Here is a 22,717-nt window from a genome sequence, read left to right on the forward strand (position 1 = left end):
GGCTTACACCCGTGCCAGTGTCGCCCGCCTGGACGACCACATGCCGCGTGTGTCGATCACTGCCTTGGTTTGGAGGCGGTCTGTATCCACCCCGGCAAATGCCTTGTGGTCGACCAGCAGCACAATCACGTCAGCGTGGGCCATCGCCTGTGGCAGATCGGTCAACTCTGCCTGTGCGAGCTCGGGCGGCAGCGATTTGACATGCGGCTCCACCACGAGCACGCGACCCACATCTGCCTGCAGCAGCGCGCGCAGGATATCCACGCTCGGGCTCTCACGCAGGTCGTCAATATTGGCCTTGAAGGCCAATCCCAGGCAGGCGATCACCGGGTTCTTCAGGCGGCCAGCGACTTGGCGAATGCGGTCCACCACATAGCCCGGCTTGAGGTCATTGACCGACCGCGCCGCGCGAATGAGCGGAGTACGCTCTGGTGCGGAGTCGACAATGAACCACGGGTCCACCGCAATGCAATGCCCACCCACGCCCGGACCGGGCTGGAGGATATCAACGCGCGGATGCCGGTTCGCGAGCTGGATCAACTCCCACACGTTCACGTCCAGCGCGTCGCAGATCATCGACAGCTCATTGGCAAAGGCGATGTTGACGTCGCGAAAGGCGTTTTCCGTGAGCTTGCACATCTCGGCAGTACGCACGCTGGTGAGGTGGCAGTTGCCGCGCAGGAATACCTCGTACAGCGATTGCGCCGCCTCGCCACAGCGCGCCGTCATGCCGCCGATCACGCGGTCGTTCTCGACCAGCTCGCGCAACACGTGTCCAGGCAGCACCCGCTCCGGACAGTGCGCAATGCGGATATCCGACTGCTCGCCACGCTGCTGCGGGAAGCTCAGATCCGGCCGCGCCTCGGCCAGCACCTGCGCCATCTGCTCGGTCGTGCCGACCGGCGAGGTGGACTCCAACACCACCAGGTCACTGCGCTTGAGCACGGGGGCAATGGCGCGCGCCGCGTCCATCACGTACGACAGATTCGGCTTGCGTTGATCGTCAAACGGCGTGGGCACGGCAATCAGGAACGCGTTGGCTGGCTCGGGCTGCATGACCGCACGCAAATAGCCTTGCGACACGGCCGCCTGCACCAACATGTCGAGATCAGGCTCGACGATGTGTACCTGGCCACGATTGATTGTCTCCACCGCATGTGGGTTGACGTCAACGCCAATCACCTTGAGCTTGCGTGATGCGAAAACGGTAGCAGTCGGCAGGCCGATATAGCCGAGCCCAAGAACAGAAATGGTTTCAAAAGCCATGTGGGTGTTATGCAAGAGCAGATCCAAGCGGAATCGGGGGCCAGGGCGCCGTGCCGGCATGCAGCTCTGCGGCAAGAACACGGCAGATGTGCGCGCAGGCATGGCCATCGCCATAGGGGTTGTGCGCGCGGCGCATGGCACGGTGGCGCTCGGTGTCGTCAAGCAATGCGACAACTGCCCCGACAATGGCTGCGGTGTCCGTGCCGACCAACTGCACAGTGCCCGCCGCAACCGCCTCGGGACGTTCGGTGTTCTCGCGCATGACGAGCACGGGCTTACCCAGCGAAGGCGCTTCCTCCTGAATGCCGCCGGAGTCGGTCAGCACCAAGTGGGCGTGCATCATGAGTTGCACGAACGGCAGGTAGTGGAGCGGCTCAAGCAGGTGGATATTGGGGATGCCACCCAACACGCGCGCGACCGGCTCCCGCACCAGCGGGTTGAGGTGCACCGGGTACACGATGTCGATCTCGGGCCGCGCCAGCGCGAGTTGTGCCAGCGCCTGGCAGATGCGCTCAAACCCCGTACCGAAGCTCTCTCGCCGATGCCCCGTCACCAAGACCATGCGCCGCTGTGTCGGGCGATACGGAATTGCTGACCATGCCTGTTCCGACAACCCGCGCTCATCACGAAGCCGGCCATGGATCAGCATGAGGGCATCAATCACGGTGTTGCCCGTGACATGGATGGTTGACGCTCCAACCCCCTCGCGGATAAGGTTGTCGCGCGCCTGCGCAGTTGGGGCGAAATGCAACCGCGTGAGGACCGATGTGAGCCTGCGGTTTGCCTCTTCCGGCCAGGGGGAATCGAGGTTTCCCGTTCGCAAACCGGCCTCCACATGGCCAACGGGAATGCGCTGATAAAACGCGGCCAGCGCGGCCGCAAATGTGGTCGTGGTATCGCCGTGCACGAGCACCATATCCGGTGCCAGGTCCGCCAGCACTTGCCGCATGCCCGTGAGGATGGACGACGTCAGCCCCGGCAACTGCTGCCCGGGGCGCATGACATCGAGGTCATGATCTGCGCGCAGGTTGAACAGCGCCATGACCTGATCGAGCATCTGCCGGTGCTGCCCCGTCACGCACACTTGGCACGAGATGCCGGGCGTCTGACTGAGCGCATGCACCAACGGCGCCATCTTGATCGCCTCGGGCCGGGTGCCGAATACCGCAAGAACGCGCTTCATGCGCTGGCCCCTCTTCGTTGTACGGGCGCCAACGTGGCTCGGCGCTGAATGAGCGATGGCACATCGTTCAGCACGGTGCCCATCACTTTGCCGCCAGCCAATCGCCAACGATGTACGGCTTCGCGCAGTTCCGTGGCGCCATCTCGCCCAGCACGTGCCGTCAGCAAAAGCCAGTTGGCAGCCGGCACGAGCGCCTGCGCATCGCCACCGGCCAGGATGGCTGGCAACACCAGTAGAACCATGTCGTAGCGTGTGACGGCCTCGGCCAGCAGACTGGAGAGCCGCTTGGTCGCGTAGTGCGGCAATGCGTAGGGCTGGACACCGCACGGCAGGACATCCACGTTGTGGACGGTGGTCTCATGCGTATAAGCCTTCAGTGCGCTATTACCTTGCAAGGCATCGCACCACCCCGGGGCAGAGGGCACATCAAACCAGGCATGGACGCGCCCAGGAGCGCCAGCCGCATCGATCAACAAGACCCGCTGCCCTTGATTGGCCAGCATGGCGGCCAGATTGACGGCAAGGAATGCCGCGCCAGACCCCGCCGATGCCCCACCAACCCCAATTGCCTTGGCGCCGGCGCTTTGCATCATGAAGCGCAGCGTTGCCGCCACACCCACCAACGCCTTGCCTGCAGGCGAATACGGGGCGTGGGATGCCACCAAATTGGCAGGCATCGGTACCACGCTGGCGCTGCCCATGGGCGGATCGGCGCGGGGCACCACACCGCACACGCGCTCGCCTGTGGCCTCCTCAATCTGTGCGGGCCAGCGTACGCCTCGGCGGAACAGCTCGCGCATCACCACCCAGGCGACGCCGAGCACGCCGCCCGCCAGTGCCGATACTGCAATCACCGCTAGACGTTTCGGCTTCACTGGCGTTTCCGGCGCAATCGACGCATCCACCACGCGGACCGACCGAGCCTTGCCCGTACCCACCAGCTTCACCTGCTGGATGGCCAACGCCAGCGATTGCACGAGTTCGCTATTGACCCGCACGTCGCGCGCGGCACGCTGGACCAGCTCGTCCTGGCGAGGCAATGCCTGCAGGCGTGTGTCCAGCCGGCTCAACTCGCGTGACTGCTCTGCAATCTGCGCATCCACTGCCTGAATGCTCGGATGCTCTGCGGCAAAACGTGCGGCCAACTCTGCGCGCTTCTGGCGCAGTGCCACCCACTCGGCACGCGCATCGGTTGAGCGCTTAATCAGCACCCGGGCCTCCTCCACTAGATCGGCGGCACCATACTGGGTGCGCAGCGCACTGTATTGCCCCTCTGCCGTTTGCAGCTTGACCCGAAGTTGCACCAGCGTTTCATCCAGCGTCGCCAAGGCATGGCGAGCTTCACGCTCTTTGCGCTCAATGCTCTGGCGCAGGTATTCGCTGGCGATCTGGTTGAGCGTGTCTGCGGCGCGCCGCGGGTCTTCATCGCGCAGTGCCAGGCTGATCACACCTGATCGCTTGCCCAGCTCCTGAATGAACAGGGCACGCTGCAGTGCGTCCAGCGCTTGCTGATCGGATTGCCGCGCGAGCATGAAGCTTGCGCCCGGCTGCGCCAACATGTGGTCCACCGCCAAAATGACAGACCCGCCCGTCAGATCAATCCGCAGCGGTACGCCCACTTCGCCAGTCACGGGCAGCGCATACCCCGGCACCCGCAACGCATAACGTTGCGCACCCAGCACCGTCAACTCGAAGACTTGGTCCAAGCGCGACGCCGGTACATCCAGGCGCGACACCACAATGGATTCACGCCCCCACGCATGGCCCCCCCACCCAAACACGCCCGGCGTGGACAATCCACCGGCGTAGCGAGCAAGCGCACGGCCAATCAGTGGAAAGCGCTTCGGTACCGCACGAATGCCCCGATGCAACACCTGCACGGCGGGCAGCACCACACGCCGCGAGCGCAGCACTTCCACCTCACCCGCAGCCTCTGCCTTGATCTCGAACAACGCCGACGCATCGCCCATCAGGCCCTGCCGGGCCTCGACCGGTTCTTCCACCTGCAGCATCAGGTTGGCCTCATATACAGGCTGTGACAGAAGCGCATACAACGCGCCCAGCAACGCCGCCAGCAGCAGGCAGCCGGCAATCCTTCCGGGCTGCGCTGCGCACGCGCGTACCAGTCGACGCAGTTCGAGCCCCGCCGCCTCGCCAGCAAGGTTGCCTGCCACAAGAGGGCCGATATCCAGCCGCTTCATTTGGTGGCGCTCACACTGGTGAAGAGGGAGTTGGTGGTCGGCAGCAGCAGATTGATGAACCGGCTCCAACGCACGATAGGGGCGGCATCCACGTAGACGACGTCTTTGGGCTGCAACTCAAACCCCTCGGCCAGCGCCAGTGCCACCGGAGACTGCGCGTCCAGGTGGTAGACCTCGGTATCGGCGCCAGGCGCGGCGGCGCGGCGTATCACGTAAATCTGCCGAGGGTTGGCGGTGGTCGACAACGGCCCGCCGGCCTCGGCCAGCGCCTCGTTCAGACTCAGGCGGCCGTTGCGCAGCGTAGGCGTGGCCGGCCGGCTGACCTCGCCCATCACGAACACCTTGCGATCCTGCCGGGCCGCAATGCGCACCACGTCACCATCGCGCAGCATCACGCGAGTCGGGTCTAAGCCAGACTGCCGCTGCCCGATCAGATCCAACACATAGCTCCGCCCGCCGCGGCGCAATGACACGAAGGCCAGGTCCCCGTCTTCCGCCGCACCGCCGGCCTGCGCAATCGCATCGGCTAGGTTGAGCGGAACATCGTTGAGCGCCACGGCCCTGGGCGATTGCACACGCCCCTCCAGGTACACGCGTTGACTGCGGTACGACACCACCCGCACGCTCACTTGGGGCTTGTTCAGATAGGGCGACAACGCCTGTGTGACCGTGCGTTGGGCCTGTTCCTGCGTCTGCCCCGCCAATTGAATCAACCCAGCGTACGGATATTGGATATTGCCGTCCCGCCCAACAACATAACCTTGCGCAACAAATCCGTTGGCGGGCAATGTGGCTTGTGTTGTGCCAATACCGAGACTATATGTGACTGTCGGCAAAGCGAGTTCCGGGTGGTCCCACACCACCACGGAAACAATATCCCCAGCTTGAATAAAATAAGAAAATTCTGACGCTGAATTAAGAATTTTACCCAACTCATATAATCCACCCGCGCTCGCGGCCGTCCGCTTTTTCTTAATCTTATCGATCACCTCTGCGGAAATCGGCGTGATGTGAGGCGGCGCGGCCTCAACTGGCTGCCAATCGCCTTGGGGCCCGCGCATTCCGGGGGCAAACACACATCCTGCCAGCAACAGCCAACATGCCGTGCAGCATCTTTTGAGAATCTCAAGCATAGACATCCATTAGCCCGGCGCAGTGCAACCCAATCACTCACGTCCTTTTCTATATGGTATTCAAACAAACCCTCCATCGGCATTCGTGCATTTGTCAAATTTTCTTAATTCAGCATAAGATCTATTTAATAAAACTAACCTCATAGAAAAATGACTCAGCCAATTTTGTTATGCCCCCCTCACCGCCAAACCTCGCCCAAGAAGCGAGGCAAAAATAGCGTCAGGTTTTATGCCGCGTTGACGTTGATTTTCGATATGGCAGCCATCCTGGCTGGCGGCATGCTTGCAACCTACATGCGCTTTGGCGACGCGCTGCCCAGCGAGCCGCCGCATGAGACCATGCTGTCAATGGCAGTCGCGTTCGGCATGCTGGTCTACGCCTATCTGTGGCAGGAAGACCGAGCACGCCGGCCGTACTTTGTGGCTGGCATGCTTCGGGGGGTGGGCGCATGGTTTGCCATCTGGCTCGCGACCATCCTGGTGTGCTTCGCAACACATCAGATCGGGGCGCTCTCTCGAATATGGTCGGGCCTGTGGCTCGGTATCACTGCGGGATTGCTGCTGGGCGGTCGTGCATTGGTCTATGCCGTGCTGCGGTGGCTACGTACGTGCGGGCGCGATAAGCGCAGCGTGGTGCTTGTCGGTTTTGGAGATCAGGGTCGGAGGCTTTACCGGCACGTCGCATGCAATCCGGCTGCCGGGGTGGAGTTGCGCGCCGTGTTGGCGGATGACCCCGACGCGGACGTTCCTCCAGATCTGGACCGCCTGCTCAGCCTAGATGCCGTCCGCGCTTACTGCCGCGCTCATCATGTGGATGAAATCTGGGTGACATGGCCCTTGAAGCAATCACAGCACATGCGTGAGCTGCTCTATGCCCTGCGCAACGACTTCTTTGACGTACGCTGGTTGCCTGACCTGAGCGATTTGAACTTGCTCACGCACCGCTCCAATGAAGTGCTTGGCGTGCCCTGCATTGACCTGACGGTGCCACCCAGCCATGGCATCCGAGGCCTGGCAAAAGGCGCCTTCGATCGCGCCTTCGCCGCGATGGCCTTGCTTGCGCTGAGCCCACTCCTGTTACTGATTGCGCTGGCAATACGCCTGTCCGGCCCGGGCCCAGTGCTGTTTCGTCAGCAGCGCCTTGGCATGGATGGCAGGCCATTCGATGTGCTGAAGTTCCGCACCATGCATATCCATCATGACGCGGGGGGCGTCACGCAAGCCAAGCGCGGCGACAAACGCGTCACCCCGGTGGGCGCCATCCTGCGGCGCACGAGCCTGGACGAACTGCCTCAGTTCATCAACGTCTTGCGCGGCGAAATGTCCGTCGTCGGCCCGCGCCCGCATGCCATGGCCCACAACGACCTCTACAAAGACCAGGTCAGACACTACATGCTGCGGCACCGCGTCAAGCCAGGCATTACGGGTTGGGCACAGATCAACGGCCTGCGCGGCGAAACAGAAACCGTGGACAAAATGACCCGCCGCGTGGAATACGATCTGTACTACATCCGCAACTGGTCGTTCCGTATGGATTTGTCGATCATCGCGCGCACCGCCATTGGCGGTTGGTCGAACGGAAATGCCTACTAGCAGCACTCCAGCAACAAACGCGCAAAGAAAAGCCCGGCGCGGGCCGGGCTCTTCCATTGCAGCGACTGGCGTGTGGCTCAGTGCACCACGCGCTCAAACGAAAACTGCCCATCCCGATAATCCACCGGCACCACATCCTTGGGCGCGAACTTGCCCTCCAGAATCATCCGTGCCACCGGATTCTCAAGCTGCTGCTGGATCGCCCGCTTCAACGGCCGCGCCCCAAACACTGGGTCGTAGCCCGCGGATGCCAGCTTGGCCACCGCCTCGTCGCTGATCTCCAGCGCCAGATCCATATGCGCCAGCCGCGCTGCCAGCCGCTTGAGCTGAATCCGCGCGATCGATTCAATGTTGCGTTGGTCCAGCGCGTGGAACACCACAACCTCATCGATCCGGTTCAGGAACTCGGGCCGGAAATGCGTCTTCACTTCCTGCCACACCGCACCCTTGATCACATCCGCCGGTTCGGTCGCCATCTGCTGGATGAGTTGTGAGCCGAGGTTGGACGTCATCACGATCACCGTGTTCTTGAAGTCAACCGTGCGGCCCTGGCCATCCGTGAGTCGGCCATCGTCCAGCACCTGCAGCAGCACGTTGAAGACGTCTGGGTGAGCCTTCTCGACCTCATCCAGCAACACCACGCTGTACGGCTTGCGGCGCACGGCTTCGGTCAGATAGCCGCCTTCCTCATAGCCGACGTAGCCCGGAGGCGCGCCGATCAAGCGGCTCACGGAATGCTTCTCCATGAACTCGCTCATGTCGATGCGGATCAGGTGCTCTTCCGAATCGAACAGGAAGCCGGCCAGCGCCTTGCACAGCTCGGTCTTGCCGACACCCGTGGGGCCGAGGAACAGGAACGAGCCGTAGGGCTTGTTCTCGTCCGCAATGCCGGCACGCGAGCGGCGGATGGCATCCGACACCAAACGCACAGCCTCGTCCTGACCAACCACGCGCTCGTGCAGGCGATCCTCCATCTTGAGCAGCTTCTCGCGCTCGCCGGTCATCATCTTCGACACGGGGATGCCCGTGGCACGGCTGACAACTTCGGCAATCTCTTCGGCGCCCACCTGCGTGCGCAGCAGCTTGTTCGGCTGCTTCTGGCCAGTCGCTTCGGCAGCGGTGGCGGCCTTCAGCTTGCCTTCCAATTCGGGCAGCTTGCCGTATTGCAGTTCGGCCACCTTGTCGAGCTTGCCTTCACGCTGCAGTTTGGCGATCTCCAGCTTGATCTTCTCGATCTCTTCCTTCAGCGCAGCCGCACCTTGCGCGGCGCCCTTCTCAGCCTTCCAGATTTCATCCAAGTCGGCGTATTCCTTCTGCAGGCGTTCGATTTCCTGCTCGATCAGCTCCAGGCGCTTCTGCGAGGCTTCGTCGGTTTCCTTCTTCACCGCTTCGCGCTCGATCTTGAGCTGGATCAGACGGCGGTCAAGCTTGTCCATCGCCTCGGGCTTCGAGTCGATTTCCATCTTGATGCGCGCGGCCGCTTCGTCGATCAGGTCGATGGCCTTGTCCGGCAGGAAGCGGTCGGTGATATAGCGGTGGCTGAGTTCAGCCGCGGCCACGATCGCCGGGTCGGTGATCTCCACGCCGTGGTGCAGTTCGTACTTCTCTTGCAGGCCGCGCAGGATGGCGATGGTCGCCTCAACGCTCGGCTCATCGACAAGCACCTTCTGGAAGCGGCGCTCCAGCGCGGCATCCTTCTCGATGTACTTGCGGTATTCATCCAGCGTGGTCGCGCCGATGCAATGCAGCTCACCGCGCGCCAGCGCCGGCTTGAGCATGTTGCCGGCATCCATCGCGCCTTCGGCCTTGCCCGCGCCCACCATGGTGTGGATCTCGTCAATGAAGAGGATGGTCTGGCCCTCTTCCTTGGCGATATCGTTGAGCACGGCCTTCAGGCGCTCTTCGAATTCGCCGCGGTACTTGGCACCGGCCAGCAGGCCTGCCATATCGAGCACCAGCACGCGTTTGTTCTTCAAGCTTTCGGGCACCTCGCCGTTGACGATGCGCTGCGCCAGCCCTTCGACGATGGCCGTCTTGCCCACACCCGGCTCGCCGATCAGCACCGGGTTGTTCTTGGTGCGGCGCTGCAGGATCTGGATGGCGCGGCGGATCTCGTCGTCGCGGCCGATGACCGGATCGAGCTTGCCGATGCGGGCCATCTCGGTGAGGTCGATGGTGTACTTCTTGAGCGCTTCACGCTGGCTTTCGGCCTCAGCGCTGCCGACGGTCTGGCCGCCGCGCACGGCATCGATGGCGGATTCCAGTGCCTTGCGCGCCAAGCCATGTTCGCGTGCGATGCGGCCGGCCTCGCCCTTGTCGTCGGCGACGGCCAGCAGGAACAGCTCGCTGGCAATGAACTGGTCGCCGCGCTTGATGCCTTCCTTCTCGGTCTGTTGCAGCAGGCTGCCCAGATCACGGCCGACCTGCACCTGCTCGCCACCTTGCACTTGCGGCAAGTGCTTGATGGCGCGGTCCAGCGCGGTGTCCAGCGCACCCGTATTCACGCCGGCGCGGGCCAGCAGGTTCTTGGTGGCCCCATCCGGCTGGCGGAGCATCGCCAGCAGCAGGTGGATCGGTTCGATGTACGGATTGTCGTTGCCCAGCGCCAGGCTCTGCGCGTCGGCCAGCGCTTCCTGGAAGCGGGTGGTCAATTTGTCCAAACGCATTAAAAACCCCTTGCGGAAAATGTTTCACTGCTCCGAAAGATAGGGAGCTTCAGTGGCATTTCAAGCGCAAGAGCGCGGGTTTTGATGCGAATTTGCGCCAGAACAAACGGCGGCACGCCAACTGGCCGTGCCGCCGTCCCAACGCTTTCCATGTGATTAGATCACCGCTTCAATGCGGCGAAAGCGTCGCGTGCCGAACAGGCCGGCGATCCACTCAACTGAACGTGCGCACCGTCCACAGCCCCAGCAGCGTCAGGAACAGCGAGCCGCCCAGATGCGCCACGATGTGCAGCACGCCGACCATGTAGTCGCCGGCAAGAATGTTGCCGACGACCTCGCTGGAGAAGGTAGAGAACGTCGTCAGCCCGCCGAGGAAGCCTGTCACTGTAAGCAAGCGCCATTCCGGCGGCAGACCGGTGTGGGTATCAAAGAAGCCCACTGCCACGCCAATCAGATAGCCGCCCAGCAAATTGGCCAGCAACGTGCCATATGGCAGCGCCGGGTTGATTGCATTCAACAGCACAGCAAACAGCCAGCGCAGCCATGCTCCCAGTGCAGCGCCCACGCCCACTGCCACAAACCCCATCCCGCTCATGCGGTTGCTCCTTGTTATTCGTAGTCGTTTGGCTGGGCAGGCACCCCCTGGCCGCCCGCAGCATTGTTCGTGGTGATGCCCCAGCGGGCGAGCGCCTTGTCGTCCGTCACACGCGCATCCACCCACCGCGCGCCCTCGGGCGTCTGCTCCTTCTTCCAGAACGGCGCCTCGCTCTTGAGGTAATCCATGATGAATTCGCACGCGGCAAAGGACTCGCCGCGATGCTTCGAGGCCACGGCCACCAGCACGATCTGGTCTTCGGGCTTGAGCTTGCCGACGCGGTGGATGACCAGCGCATCGATCAGCTCCCAGCGCTCCATGGCCGCGCTGACGATGTTGGCGAGCGCCTTCTCGGTCATGCCGGGATAGTGCTCCAGCTCCATCTCCGAGACGCCGCTGCCCTCGTTGATGTCGCGCACGGTCCCGATGAAACTGGCCACTGCGCCGATGCTCGGGCGGCCGGCACGCAGCGCGGCAATCTCGGCGCCGAGGTCGAAGTCGGCTTCTTGCACGCGGACAGGCATGGTCGTTTTCCTCCGCTCAGCCGCCGGTGACGGGCGGGAAAAACGCGACTTCGCAGCCCTCATGCAAGGCGGTGTCGGCCGGAAGAATCTGGTGGTCCAGCGCCATGCGCAAGGCACGGCCTTGGGCCAGCGTTTCGCTCCACACCGGGCCGCGCTGGGCCAGCCAGGCGCGCACGTCACCCAGGGTGCGAACGGTGTCGGGCACCACGGCCTTCTCCTGAGAGACACCCAATTGCTCGCGCACGCTGGCAAAGAAACGCAATTCAATCTGCACGGTCATCGCTCCTTACACCAACTCCGCAAACGGCAGGAAGCTCACGACATCGCCCGGCGCAATCGGCTGGTTGGGCGGGTTGTCGATCAGGCCATCGCCCCACACGGTGGAGGTCAGCACGCCCGAGCTTTGGTTGGGGAACAAGTCGAGCCCGCCGTTGGCGTTGATGCGTGCACGCAGGAATTCGTTGCGGCGATCACCCTTGGGCAACGCAAAGTCGGCGCGCATCGGGATGCGCTTCGGCGCGACATCTTCTACACCCTGCAGACGGAGGATGAACGGCCGCACGAACAGCAGGAACGTGACGAAGCTCGACACCGGATTGCCCGGCAAGCCAATGAAGAATGCCGTCGGCCCACCCACCATCCCTTCCGGCCGACGCACCTCGCCAAAAGCCAGCGGCTTGCCTGGCTTGATGGCGATCTGCCACAGGTTCAGGCGCCCTTCGGCTTCCACGGCGGGCTTGATGTGGTCTTCCTCGCCCACCGATACGCCACCGGAGGTGATGATCAGATCGTGCGCCTCCGCGGCTTCGCGCAGCGTCTCGCGCGTGGCTTGCAGCGTATCGGGCACGATGCCGAAATCGGTGATGTCGCAACCAAGGTTTTCGAGCAGCGCGCGCAGCGTGAAGCGGTTGGAGTTGTAGATAGCGCCAGGCTTGAGCGGCTCGCCGGGCATGGCGAGTTCATCGCCGGTAAAAAACACGGCCACGCGTGGGCGGCGCACCACGTGCAGATTGGCGCAACCGACGGAAGCTGCCAAGCCCAACTGCTGCGCGCCCAGGCGCGTGCCGCGCGCCAGGATTTCGGCGCCAGCGGCGATGTCCTCCCCTGCGCGGCGGATCCATTCACCCGATGCCGGTACGTGGTCGATGACAACCGTGCCCGCGTCCGGATCGGCCTTGCATTGCTCCTGCATCACCACCGCATCAGCGCCCGGCGGAATCATCGCACCGGTAAAGATACGCGCCGCCTCGCCAGCATTGAGCGGTTGACCCACATGCCCTGCGGGAATGCGCTGCGCCACCTTCAGGCGCGTGCCCGGGGCGGTAATGTCGGCGGCGCGCACGGCGTAGCCGTCCATCGACGTATTGTCTGCGGGCGGCACATTCAGGCTGCTGTGCACGGCTTGCGCGAGGATGCGGCCATTGGCGTGCAGCGTCGGCACGGTTTCGGTTTCGGTTTCGTGCAACGGGCGCACGGCGGCGAGCAGTTGCGACAGCGCCGCATCGAGCGTCAGCAAAGACGGTTTGACGGCGGGAGCATCGTTGGCGGACATGCGGAAAGCGGTATCAGGGGACAGATTTTGATTGTATCGGTTCTATGACAGCGCCATGCATCAGCGCCGGCATATCACGCGAATGCGCTGGCCAGTGCCCCGCGCAACGCCGGCACGATGCTCACATCGAACCATGGGTTGTGCTTGAACCAGGCGAGATTGCGCGGACTCGGGTGCGGCAGCGGAAACAGCACACGGCCTTCGCCGTCCTGCACGGGCCCATTGCGGACCACATCGGTGAGTGACCAGTCGCGCGGTACATCAAGGTAGTGACGCTGCGCATAGGTGCCGACCAGTAGCGCGAGCTTCACTTCAGGCATGGCCGTCAGCAAGGGGCGATGCCATTTCGGCGCACATTCGGGACGCGGCGGCAAGTCCCCATTCGCGCCGGTGCCGGGAAAGCAGAACCCCATCGGCACCACGGCGATGCGCTGGTCTGAGTAAAAATCGTCGTACGGGATTTGCAGCCACTGGCGCAGGCGATCGCCAGAACGGTCGTTCCACGGGATGCCCGTTTCGTGGACGATGCGCCCAGGCGCCTGCCCGATGATCAGCAAGCGGGCACGGCGGTCGGCCAGCACGACGGGGCGAGGCTCGTGCGCCAGCGCGCCCTTGCATTCGCGGCAGGCGCGGATGTCGTGTAGGCAGCGCTCGAATGCTGCTCCAGCCACGTCATCCGGCCCTGCTTCCATCGTTTTAAAGACCCGTGTGTTGCGCGATGTAGGCCTTCACGCGATCCACATCGGCCGGCATGACCTCGAAGCGCTGCGGCAGCGATTCGATATCCGCATAGCCCGCCGGACGCTCCGGCTCACGGTCCAGCGCTTCGCGGATGGTGTCGCCGAACTTGGCCGGCAGCGCGGTTTCCAGCACCACCATCGGCACGCCCGGCGTCAGGTTTTCGCGCGCCACTTTCACGCCGTCGGCAGTGTGCGTGTCGATCATCGTGCCGTAGCGGGCAAACACGTCGCGAATGGTGTTGACGCGGTCCTCGTGCGAGCTACGGCCGGAGACAAAGCCGAACTCGGCGATGCGGTCGAACTCCGGCTTGCCGGTCATCGAGAAGCCACCCTTCTCGTCCACGTCGCGGAAGAGCTGCGTGAGGCGCGCCGGATCGCGGTCGAGCAGGTCGAACACGAAGCGCTCGAAGTTCGACGCCTTGCTGATGTCCATGCTCGGGCTCGACGTGTGATATGTCTGCGCGGCCGAACGCACGCGGTAGGTGCCGGTGCGGAAGAACTCGTCGAGCACGTCGTTCTCGTTGGTGGCGACGACCAGCTTGTCGATCGGCAAACCCATCATGCGCGCGATGTGGCCGGCGCAGACGTTGCCGAAGTTGCCCGACGGCACGCAGAACGACACCTTGTCGCCAATCTTCGGGGCGGCCAGCAGATAGCCCTTGAAGTAGTAGACGACTTGGGCAACCACACGCGCCCAGTTGATCGAGTTGACCGTACCGATCTTCTGGCGCGCCTTGTACTCATGATCGTTCGACACCGCCTTGACGATGTCCTGCGCGTCGTCGAACACGCCTTCGATGGCGATGTTGAAGATGTTCGCGTCTTGCAGGCTGAACATCTGCGCGGTCTGGAACGCGCTCATCTTGCGGTGCGGGCTCAGCATGAACACGCGCACGCCGCGCTTGCCGCGCATGGCGTATTCGGCCGCGCTGCCGGTGTCGCCGGAGGTGGCGCCGAGGATGTTCAGCTCGGCGTGCTCGCGGTCGAGCGCGTATTCGAACAGGTTGCCCAGCAGCTGCATCGCCATGTCCTTGAAGGCCAGCGTCGGGCCGTTGGACAGGCACAGCAGCGACAGCGATGTACCGCCCTCATCGCCCAGCTTGTGCAGCGGGGTGATGTCGGCCGTGTTGTCACCCTGGCGTGCGTTGCTGTAGACCTCGGCCGTGTAGGTACGGCGGGTCAGCGCGCGCAGGTCATCCTCGGGGATATCAGTGGCGAACTTGCGCAGGATCTCGAACGCGAGATCGGCATACGGCAGGTCGCGCCAGCGGGTCAGCTCTTCAACACTGACTTGCGGATACTGCTCCGGCAGGTACAAGCCGCCGTCCGGCGCCAGGCCGCCCAGCAGGATGCGGGAGAAGCTCTGCGGCTCGCTGTGGCCGCGGGTCGATCGGTATTGCATGCTCATGGCTATCTCGAAAAAGCGTGGTGGCGCTTAAACCTGTTCATGATCCGTAGCGAGCGGCTCAAGGTTGGTTCGACGCATTGACCAGAATCGGCAGCCGTACATGAGTACGGTGAGCATCGCAGAGCCAAGATTGGGCCGCGCAGTAGGATCATGAGCAGGTTTTCAGTTCAGTTCTTCCATGCGGATACGCTTGACCTTCGACAGCACGGTCGGCAGCGCTTCGATGGCGGCAATGGCACCGTTCACGTGTTTCTCGACGGCCGTGTGCGTCAGCATGATGATGTCGGTCTGCGGCTGCGGCTCGCCCTCGCGCGATTCCTTCTGCAGCATGGCGTCGATCGAGATGCCGGTCTTGGCCAGAATCTGCGTGATATCAGCCAGCACGCCAGTCTGGTCGGCCACGCGGATGCGCAGGTAATAGCTCGAACGCACTTCGTCGATCGGCAGCACCGGCGTGTCGGACAGCGCGTCCGGCTGGAACGCCAAGTGCGGCACGCGGTGTTCCGGGTCAGCCGTGTGCAGGCGCGTCACGTCCACCAGGTCGGCAACGACAGCCGAGGCGGTCGGCTCGGCGCCAGCACCCTTGCCGTAGTACAGCGTCGGGCCCACTGCGTCGCCATTGACGACCACGGCATTCATCGCGCCTTCCACATTGGCGATCAGGCGCTTGGACGGCACCAGCGTCGGGTGCACGCGCAGCTCGATACCGGCTTCGGTGCGACGCGTCAGGCCGAGCAGCTTGATGCGGTAGCCGAGCTCTTCGGCATAGCGGATGTCGACGGCTTCCAGCTTGGTGATGCCTTCCACGTAGGCACGTTCGAACTGCACCGGCACGCCGAAGGCGATGGCGCTCATGAGCGTGAGCTTGTGCGCGGCGTCAAAGCCCTCGATGTCAAAGGTCGGATCGGCTTCGGCGTAGCCCAGGCGCTGGGCTTCCTTGAGCACCGTATCGAAGTCCAGGCCCTTGTCGCGCATCTCCGACAGGATGAAGTTCGTGGTGCCGTTGATGATGCCGGCAATCCACTCGATACGGTTGGCCGTCAGGCCCTCGCGCAGCGCCTTGATGATGGGGATGCCGCCAGCCACTGCGGCCTCGAACGCCACCATCACACCCTTGTCCTGCGCGGCCTTGAAGATTTCGTTGCCATGCACGGCCAGCAGCGCCTTGTTGGCGGTGACGACGTGCTTGCCGTTGGCGATGGCGCGCAGCACCAGCTCGCGCGTCAGGTCATAGCCGCCGATCAGCTCCACCACGATATCGATCTCGGGCGAATCCACCACGGCAAACGGGTCGTTGACCACCGGCACGGTCGCGCCGGCTTCTTGCACGATGGCGCGCGCCTTTTCGACGTTGCGCACCGCAATCAGGGCGACTTCAATGCCGCGCCCCGCGCGACGACGGATTTCTTCCTGGTTCCGTTGAAGAACCTTGAGCGTACCGCCACCGACGGTACCGAGCCCGAGCAGGCCGATCTTGATGGGATTCATGGGACGTATCGTTAAAACTGAAAGCAAAAAACAACAGGGGCAGACGCTTCGGTCTGCCCCGCTATAACAACTGATCTGGCGGACGACCGAGTCTAGGCTGCCCGGATGCCAGTACCGTGACGCTGACGGTACCGCTCCAGGAAGCGCGAAATTCGGCCAATCGCTTCACGAAGGTCATCTTCGTGCGGCAGGAAGACGATGCGGAAGTGGTCCGGCGAATGCCAGTTGAAGCCCGTACCCTGCACCAGCAGCACACGCTCCTCTTCCAGCAGTTGGCGGATGAATTGCTGATCGTCTTCGATCGGATACACAGCCGGATCGAGGCGCGGGAACATGTACAGCGCGGCCTTGGGCTTCACGCAGGTCACGCCCGGAATAGCAGTGATTAGCTCGTGCGCCAGATCACGCTGACGACGCATGCGGCCGCCCGGCGCCACCAGATCCTTGATGCTTTGATAACCGCCCAGCGCGGTCTGGATCGCCCACTGGCCCGGCACGTTGGCGCACAGACGCATCGACGACAGCATGTTCAGGCCTTCGATGTAATCCTTGGCCGGGCGCTTGTCGCCGGAGACGACCATCCAGCCCGCACGGTAACCACACGAGCGATAGCTCTTCGACAGGCTGTTGAACGTGATGGTCAGCACATCCTCCGACAGCGAACCGAGCGCTGTGTGCTTGTTGTCGTCAAACAGGACCTTGTCGTACACCTCGTCGGCGAAGATCACCAGACCGTGCTCGCGCGCAATCGCAATGATGCCGCGCAGCAGATCATCGGAATACAGCGCGCCCGTCGGGTTGTTCGGATTGATGACGACGATGCCCTTGGTGTTGGGCGTGATCTTGGCGCGAATGTCGTCCAGATCCGGCATCCAGCCGTTGGCTTCGTCGCAGATGTAATGCACCGGCGTGCCGCCCGAAAGGCTGGTCACCGCCGTCCACAGCGGGTAGTCGGGCGCGGGCAGCAGCAGTTCATCGCCCTCGTCGAGCAGCGCGTTGGTCGCCAGGGAGATCAGCTCCGATGCGCCATTGCCCAGGTAGATGTCATCCAGCGTGACGTTCTTGATGCCCTGCTCTTGGGTGTAGTGCATCACCGCCTTGCGCGCCGCGAAGATGCCCTTGGAATCCGAATAGCCGGCCGAATTCGGCAGGTTGCGGATCATGTCCAGTTGGATTTCTTCCGGGGCATCAAAACCGAACACGGCCAGGTTGCCGATGTTCAGCTTGATGATCTTGTGGCCGTCTTCTTCCATCTGCTTGGCCTTTTCGAGCACGGGGCCGCGAATGTCATAGCAGACGTTGTTGAGCTTGGCGGATTTCTGGATCGTTTTCACGGGCGATTGAGCGGGCTTGGGATTGCGGAGATTTTGTATTGCAGCAAGGCAGCCGGGGTGGCACTGCTTGTGCGGGCAAGCGCTGCGCTCTTCCTTGCCGGGCGTCGCTTGTGGCGCGGCGGGCAAAGGAGAGAAAAAGATATAATTTAGCCCATTATGACAGACTTCGGCGGGCATTTTTGCAACGCAGCGAGATGGCCCCGAAAGTCTGAAACCTAGCGCCCCTGCCGCCGTATGCGTCCATATGTGCCGCAGCCATCGCGCCCGATGGGATTCCCGCCTTGAAGCTCCATTCATCCGATTCGTCCACCGTCCTCAATACCGTCACCGGCTACGGTGACGGCTACATCGAAGTCAACAAAGTGCGCTACGAGCACTCGGTGCTGGTCATGCCCGAAGGTGCCGTCGTACCGTGGGACGTAGCGCACTTTGAAGACCTCACGCCCGAGCATTTCGCCCACCTGCTGGAGATGGGCGCCGAAGTGGTGATCTTCGGGACCGGCAACAAGCTGCGTTTCCCGCATCCGCGTCTGACTGCGCCGCTCACAGGCAAGCGCATCGGCGTGGAGGCCATGGACATCCAGGCGGCCGGACGCACCTACAACATCCTGATGCTGGAAGGCCGCAAGGTGGCTGCAGCGTTGCTGATCGAGCGCGCCTGACACCGCATGCCGATCAACCGTTCCGCCAACGCGCCTGCCCTGCCCTGGCGCAATGCTTCCCTGTGGCTGCTCGCCGCCGCGTTTCTTGCCATCTGGCTCGGCACGCTGGGCTACCGCCACCTGATTCCCACCGACGAAGGCCGCTACGCCGAAATCGCCCGCGAGATGTTCACCTCCGGCGACTGGGTAACCATCCGCTACAACGCGCTCAAATACTTCGAGAAACCGCCGCTGCAGATGTGGGGCACGGCGCTGGCCTATACGCTCTTCGGTATCGGCGATTGGCAAGCGCGGCTGTTCACGGCGCTTTCCGGCATCGTCGGCATTGTCTTTACGATGCTGGCGACGGCCCGCTGGTGGGGCAAGCGAACCGCCGTCATCAGCGGGTTGGTGCTGGCAAGTGCGCCGATGTGGAATGTCGGCTCGCACTTCAACTCGCTCGACATGGGCGTGGCGGGCTGCATGACGATGGCCCTTGGCGCGCTGCTGCTGGCGCAACACCCGGACGCCACACGCGCCCAGCAACGCAACTGGATGTGGGTGTGCTGGGCGTCGATGGCGCTGGCGGTGCTGAGCAAAGGCCTGATCGGCGTGGTGCTGCCGGGTTTTGTGCTGGTGGTCTACACGCTGGTCGCGCGCGATTGGGCACTGTGGAAACGCCTGCATTTGCTGACTGGGTTGATCGTGTTCTTCGCCGTGAGCGCGCCCTGGTTCGTGCTGATTTCGGCCCGCAACCCAGAATTCGCCTGGTTCTTCTTTGTGCATGAGCACTTCCAGCGCTTTACGTCGACGGTGCACAACCGCAACGCGCCGCTCTGGTACTTCGTGCCGCTGCTGCTGGCAGGGTTCCTGCCTTGGCTGGCACAGTTGCCCGCCGCGGCGCGCCTGACCTTCGCGCGCACAGAGACCGCCTCCAACGGCTTCCGCCCCACGCTGATGCTTGGGCTGTGGGCCACCCTGATCTTCGCGTTCTTCAGCATCTCGGATTCGAAGCTGCCGGGCTACATCTTCCCGATCATCCCAGCGCTGGCGATGCTCGCCGCACTCGTCCTGGAGCGCACCAGTGAACATGCATGGCGCTGGCAGCTCAAGGCGTTCTTGGCGCTTGCTGTGATTGGCCTGGCGGCCAGCGGCTACGTGGCGACGATGTCTTCGGACATGTACCCGAATGCGGTGTTTTCGCGCTTCGCGGTGTTTCTGGCGGTGGCGTTCGCGGCTGGCGCGGTGTTCACGTGGCTTGCGCTGCGCCTAGCGAGCCGACGCTTCGAAAGCCTGGGGGCGTTTGCCTGTGCGTGGTTCCTCACGTTCACGGCGGCCACACTGGGGCACGAGGCGTTCGGGCGCTCGATGTCGGGTATCGATCTCGTTTCAGCCGTCAAGCCTTGGTTGAAGCCGGGTGTGCCGTTCTATGCGGTGGAGCGCTTGGACCATACAATGCCGTTTTACCTCGGCACGCCCACCACCATGGTGCAGGAGCCGGATGAACTGGCATTTGGCGTGCAGCAGGAGCCCGCCAAGTGGATTCCAACCACCGACGCTTTCGTGGCCCGCTGGAAGGAAGGCGGCCAAGCCGTCGCCATGATGGGGCCGGGCACGTATGACGGACTGGCCGCTCGAGGCGTGCCGATGATCGTGATCGCCCGAGACGCCCGCCGCGTGGTCGTCAGGCGCAACTAGGTTTCACCCGCCGCGGAATTGAAAGAAGCGTGCAAGCGGATTTGTCGTAACATGCGCCCCTGCAGCGCAGTCGCGGGGCAAGCGCTGCTGTCGTAAAACACCAAAACAACACATGAATCTGGTCACTTTCGGGTTGATCCTGACGGGCGTCATGCTCAATGCCTGTGCCCAATTGCTGCTCAAGGCGGGCGTCAACAACATCGGTCGCTTTGCGTTTTCGGCCGACAACATCGTGCCGATCGGCATCAAGCTTGCAACGCAGTGGCCCATCATCGGCGGGCTGTCGTGCTACGTGATTTCCGTGGTCGTGTGGATCCTCGGGCTGTCTCGGGTGGACGTGACCATCGCGTACCCGATGCTGTCCCTGGGCTACGTGGTCAATGCCTTCCTGGCGTGGTATCTGTTTGGCGAAGTGCTGACCATGCAGCGCCTGATCGGTATCGGGATCATCCTCATCGGCGTGTTTGTGCTGGCGCGCTCGTAAGCCGGCCGCCTGTGCATCCAACCTCATTCAAGTCCGCATCTGCCCAATGACGCAAACCACCGCAACCGAACAACCGTTCCTGCCCTTTGTGCGCCCGACCATTGACGAGGCGACCATCGCCGCCGTGGCCGACGTGCTGCGCTCGGGCTGGATCACCTCGGGCCCCAAAGTGGCTGCATTTGAGGCCGCGCTGTCGGAATACTTTGGTGGCCGCATCGTCCGCACCTTCGCCAACGGCACAGCGACGATGGAAGTCGCGCTGCGCATTGCGGGCATCGACCCCGGCGATGAGGTCATCACCACGCCGATCTCGTGGGTCGCCACGTCCAATGTGGTGCTGACCGTCGGCGCCAAGCCGGTCTTCGTTGATGTCGATCCGGTCACGCGCAACATCGATCTGGACAAAGTCGAAGCCGCCATCACGCCGCGCACGAAGGCGATCATCCCGGTCTACTTGTCCGGCCTGCCGGTCGACATGGACCGCCTGTACGACATCGCGCGCCGCCACAAGCTGCGCGTGGTGGAAGATGCGGCGCAGGCCATCGGCTCGCGCTGGGGCAACAAGCGCATCGGCGAGATTGGTGATCTGGTCAGCTTCAGCTTCCAGGCCAACAAGAACATCACCACCATCGAGGGCGGCGCGCTCGTGCTGAACACGCCCGAGGAAGCCGTGCTGGCCGAGAAGTACCGCCTGCAAGGCGTCGTACGCACCGGCTTCGACGGCATGGAAGTCGACCTGGTGGGCGGCAAGTTCAACCTGACAGACGTGAATGCCGCCATCGGGCTGGGCCAGTTTGCGCAACTGGAGACCATCACCGCTCGCCGCGCTGCCCTCGCCCGCCGCTACTTTGCCGCCATGCGCGCCGCCGACATCGAATCGTTCGGCGTCGAGCTGCCGGTGGAAAACTTCACGCACACGAACTGGCATATGTTCCAGATCGTGCTGCCACTGGATCGCCTGAAGGTCGATCGCGCCGGCTTCATGGCCGGGCTGAAGGCGCTGGGCATCGGCGCGGGCGTGCACTATCCGCCCATCCACCTGTTCAAGCTCTACCGCGAACTCGGCTGGAAACCGGGCATGTTCCCGGTGGCCGAACGCATCGGCCGCGCCATCGTCACGCTGCCGATGTTCGCTGCCATGGAAGATTCCGACGTGGATCGCGTGGTCAACGCGGTCCGCCAACTTTGCGCCCAGTACCAATAAGCCAATAATGAAGACACCCGCTCTCTCGGTCGTCATTCCTGTCTACAACGAAGAAGACGGGCTCGCTGCGCTGTTTGCGCGCCTGTATCCCGCACTCGATGCGCTCGGCATTTCGTACGAAGTCGTGTTCGTCAATGACGGCAGCCGCGACCGCTCCGCCGCCATGCTGGCCGAGCAATTCCGCGCACGGCCGGACAGCACGCGCGTCGTGCTGTTCAACGGCAACTATGGCCAGCACATGGCTATCCTGGCCGGCTTCGAACACGCGCGCGGCGAACGCGTCATCACGCTTGACGCCGACCTGCAGAACCCGCCGGAAGAAATTGGCCGCTTGGTCGAAAAGCTCGACGAGGGCTACGACTACGTCGGCACCATCCGCCGCAACCGCCAGGACAGCTGGTTCCGCCGCACGGCGTCGCGCGCCATGAACTCCCTGCGCGAGCGCATCACGCACATCAAGATGACGGACCAGGGTTGCATGCTGCGTGGCTACAGCCGGACCATCGTCGACACCATCAACCGCTGCCGCGAAGTCAACACCTTCATCCCGGCACTGGCTTACTCGTTCTGCAAGAACCCGACCGAAATCGAAGTCGATCACGAAGAACGCTTTGCGGGCGAATCGAAGTATTCGCTGTACAAGCTCGTGCGCCTGAATTTCGATCTGGTGACGGGCTTCTCCGTGATCCCGCTGCAATGGTTCTCGGCGATCGGGATGCTGCTGTCGTTCGCTTCGGCCATTCTGTTCATTCTGCTGGTGGTGCGCCGCTTTATCCTCGGCGCAGAAGTCCAGGGCGTGTTCACGCTGTTCGCCATTACGTTTTTCCTGATGGGCGTGCTGCTGTTCGGCATTGGCCTGCTGGGCGAATACATCGGCCGCATCTACCAGCAAGTGCGTGAACGTCCGCGCTATCTGGTGCAGGGCGTGCTGGAAGACACGCCCCACCTGCACGAAGCCGGCGCAGCAGATCTGAAGCCGGGCTCGCAACGAGGCGTCGCATGAGCGG

19 protein-coding genes are annotated in these 22,717 nt (G+C 63.1%); 6 read left to right on the forward strand and 13 right to left on the reverse strand.

The annotated features are described in order from the left end of the window. Nucleotides 1-3: 3 nt before the first annotated feature. The 4 genes from wecC to ACN9M1_RS08610 are packed head-to-tail and all read right to left on the reverse strand — an operon-like array spanning nt 4 to nt 5,783. Nucleotides 4-1,266 carry a UDP-N-acetyl-D-mannosamine dehydrogenase gene (gene wecC, locus ACN9M1_RS08595; protein WP_426393584.1) on the reverse strand — a complete coding sequence of 421 codons (1,263 nt, stop codon included), beginning with the start codon at nt 1,264-1,266 and terminating at the stop codon, nt 4-6. A gap of 7 nt (nt 1,267-1,273) precedes the next feature. Beyond that, the gene (wecB, locus tag ACN9M1_RS08600; RefSeq protein ID WP_426393586.1) at nt 1,274-2,449 is read right to left on the reverse strand and encodes a non-hydrolyzing UDP-N-acetylglucosamine 2-epimerase; all 1,176 of its coding nucleotides are present in this window, start codon (nt 2,447-2,449) and stop codon (nt 1,274-1,276) included. Beyond that, a complete protein-coding gene (locus ACN9M1_RS08605) occupies nt 2,446-4,650 on the reverse strand; it encodes a GNVR domain-containing protein (protein WP_426393588.1) in 2,205 nt (734 codons plus the stop codon). The genes wecB and ACN9M1_RS08605 overlap by 4 nt, the downstream gene beginning before the upstream one ends. Continuing rightward, complete coding sequence (locus ACN9M1_RS08610) at nt 4,647-5,783, reverse strand: polysaccharide biosynthesis/export family protein (RefSeq protein WP_426393589.1); 1,137 nt, start codon at nt 5,781-5,783, stop codon at nt 4,647-4,649. The genes ACN9M1_RS08605 and ACN9M1_RS08610 overlap by 4 nt, the downstream gene beginning before the upstream one ends. Before the next feature lie 150 nt (nt 5,784-5,933). On the opposite strand from ACN9M1_RS08610, the gene ACN9M1_RS08615 reads away from it, so the two are divergent. Further along, nucleotides 5,934-7,376: an undecaprenyl-phosphate glucose phosphotransferase gene (locus ACN9M1_RS08615; protein WP_426393590.1), complete on the forward strand. Its 1,443-nt coding sequence runs from the start codon at nt 5,934-5,936 to the stop codon at nt 7,374-7,376. A gap of 77 nt (nt 7,377-7,453) precedes the next feature. Here the strand turns inward: ACN9M1_RS08615 and clpB are convergent, their stop codons facing one another. The 9 genes from clpB to ACN9M1_RS08660 form a co-directional block, all read right to left on the reverse strand. Then, nucleotides 7,454-10,042: an ATP-dependent chaperone ClpB gene (gene clpB / locus ACN9M1_RS08620; RefSeq protein WP_426393591.1), complete on the reverse strand. Its 2,589-nt coding sequence runs from the start codon at nt 10,040-10,042 to the stop codon at nt 7,454-7,456. Between the two features lie 214 nt (nt 10,043-10,256). Next, the gene (gene crcB, locus ACN9M1_RS08625; protein WP_426393593.1) at nt 10,257-10,637 is read right to left on the reverse strand and encodes a fluoride efflux transporter CrcB; all 381 of its coding nucleotides are present in this window, start codon (nt 10,635-10,637) and stop codon (nt 10,257-10,259) included. 14 nt (nt 10,638-10,651) lie between these two features. Further along, nucleotides 10,652-11,161 (reverse strand): molybdenum cofactor biosynthesis protein MoaE, encoded by a 510-nt coding sequence (locus ACN9M1_RS08630; RefSeq protein ID WP_426393595.1) that lies wholly within the window; start codon nt 11,159-11,161, stop codon nt 10,652-10,654. Between the two features lie 16 nt (nt 11,162-11,177). After that, nucleotides 11,178-11,435 (reverse strand): molybdopterin converting factor subunit 1, encoded by a 258-nt coding sequence (gene moaD, locus ACN9M1_RS08635; RefSeq protein ID WP_426398831.1) that lies wholly within the window; start codon nt 11,433-11,435, stop codon nt 11,178-11,180. A 12-nt stretch (nt 11,436-11,447) separates the two neighbouring features. Then, the gene (gene glp / locus ACN9M1_RS08640; RefSeq protein ID WP_426393597.1) at nt 11,448-12,713 is read right to left on the reverse strand and encodes a gephyrin-like molybdotransferase Glp; all 1,266 of its coding nucleotides are present in this window, start codon (nt 12,711-12,713) and stop codon (nt 11,448-11,450) included. A gap of 74 nt (nt 12,714-12,787) precedes the next feature. Further along, nucleotides 12,788-13,405, reverse strand: a complete 618-nt coding sequence (locus tag ACN9M1_RS08645) for a uracil-DNA glycosylase family protein (RefSeq protein ID WP_426393599.1) — start codon at nt 13,403-13,405, stop codon at nt 12,788-12,790. A 4-nt stretch (nt 13,406-13,409) separates the two neighbouring features. Beyond that, nucleotides 13,410-14,855: a threonine synthase gene (gene thrC, locus ACN9M1_RS08650; RefSeq protein WP_426398832.1), complete on the reverse strand. Its 1,446-nt coding sequence runs from the start codon at nt 14,853-14,855 to the stop codon at nt 13,410-13,412. Between the two features lie 168 nt (nt 14,856-15,023). After that, on the reverse strand, nt 15,024-16,349 hold the full coding sequence (locus tag ACN9M1_RS08655; protein WP_426393601.1) for a homoserine dehydrogenase: 1,326 nt from the start codon (nt 16,347-16,349) through the stop codon (nt 15,024-15,026). A gap of 92 nt (nt 16,350-16,441) precedes the next feature. Beyond that, a complete protein-coding gene (locus ACN9M1_RS08660) occupies nt 16,442-17,683 on the reverse strand; it encodes a pyridoxal phosphate-dependent aminotransferase (protein ID WP_426393602.1) in 1,242 nt (413 codons plus the stop codon). Nucleotides 17,684-17,964: 281 nt separating this feature from the next. Between ACN9M1_RS08660 and ACN9M1_RS08665 the strand changes: the two genes are divergently transcribed. The 5 genes from ACN9M1_RS08665 to ACN9M1_RS08685 all read left to right on the forward strand — a co-directional run bounded on the left by ACN9M1_RS08665 (nt 17,965) and on the right by ACN9M1_RS08685 (nt 22,713). Beyond that, nucleotides 17,965-18,345 (forward strand): Mth938-like domain-containing protein, encoded by a 381-nt coding sequence (locus ACN9M1_RS08665; protein ID WP_426393604.1) that lies wholly within the window; start codon nt 17,965-17,967, stop codon nt 18,343-18,345. 6 nt (nt 18,346-18,351) lie between these two features. Next, nucleotides 18,352-20,022, forward strand: a complete 1,671-nt coding sequence (locus ACN9M1_RS08670; protein ID WP_426393606.1) for a glycosyltransferase family 39 protein — start codon at nt 18,352-18,354, stop codon at nt 20,020-20,022. 112 nt (nt 20,023-20,134) lie between these two features. Then, the gene (locus ACN9M1_RS08675; RefSeq protein WP_426393608.1) at nt 20,135-20,506 is read left to right on the forward strand and encodes an EamA family transporter; all 372 of its coding nucleotides are present in this window, start codon (nt 20,135-20,137) and stop codon (nt 20,504-20,506) included. A 46-nt stretch (nt 20,507-20,552) separates the two neighbouring features. Continuing rightward, the gene (locus tag ACN9M1_RS08680; RefSeq protein ID WP_426393609.1) at nt 20,553-21,710 is read left to right on the forward strand and encodes a DegT/DnrJ/EryC1/StrS family aminotransferase; all 1,158 of its coding nucleotides are present in this window, start codon (nt 20,553-20,555) and stop codon (nt 21,708-21,710) included. A gap of 7 nt (nt 21,711-21,717) precedes the next feature. After that, nucleotides 21,718-22,713 carry a glycosyltransferase gene (locus ACN9M1_RS08685; RefSeq protein WP_426393611.1) on the forward strand — a complete coding sequence of 332 codons (996 nt, stop codon included), beginning with the start codon at nt 21,718-21,720 and terminating at the stop codon, nt 22,711-22,713. The last annotated feature ends 4 nt before the right edge of the window (nt 22,714-22,717 follow it).

The organism is Ralstonia sp. R-29 (genome assembly GCF_049913345.1).
Classification (GTDB): Bacteria; Pseudomonadota; Gammaproteobacteria; order Burkholderiales; family Burkholderiaceae; genus Ralstonia.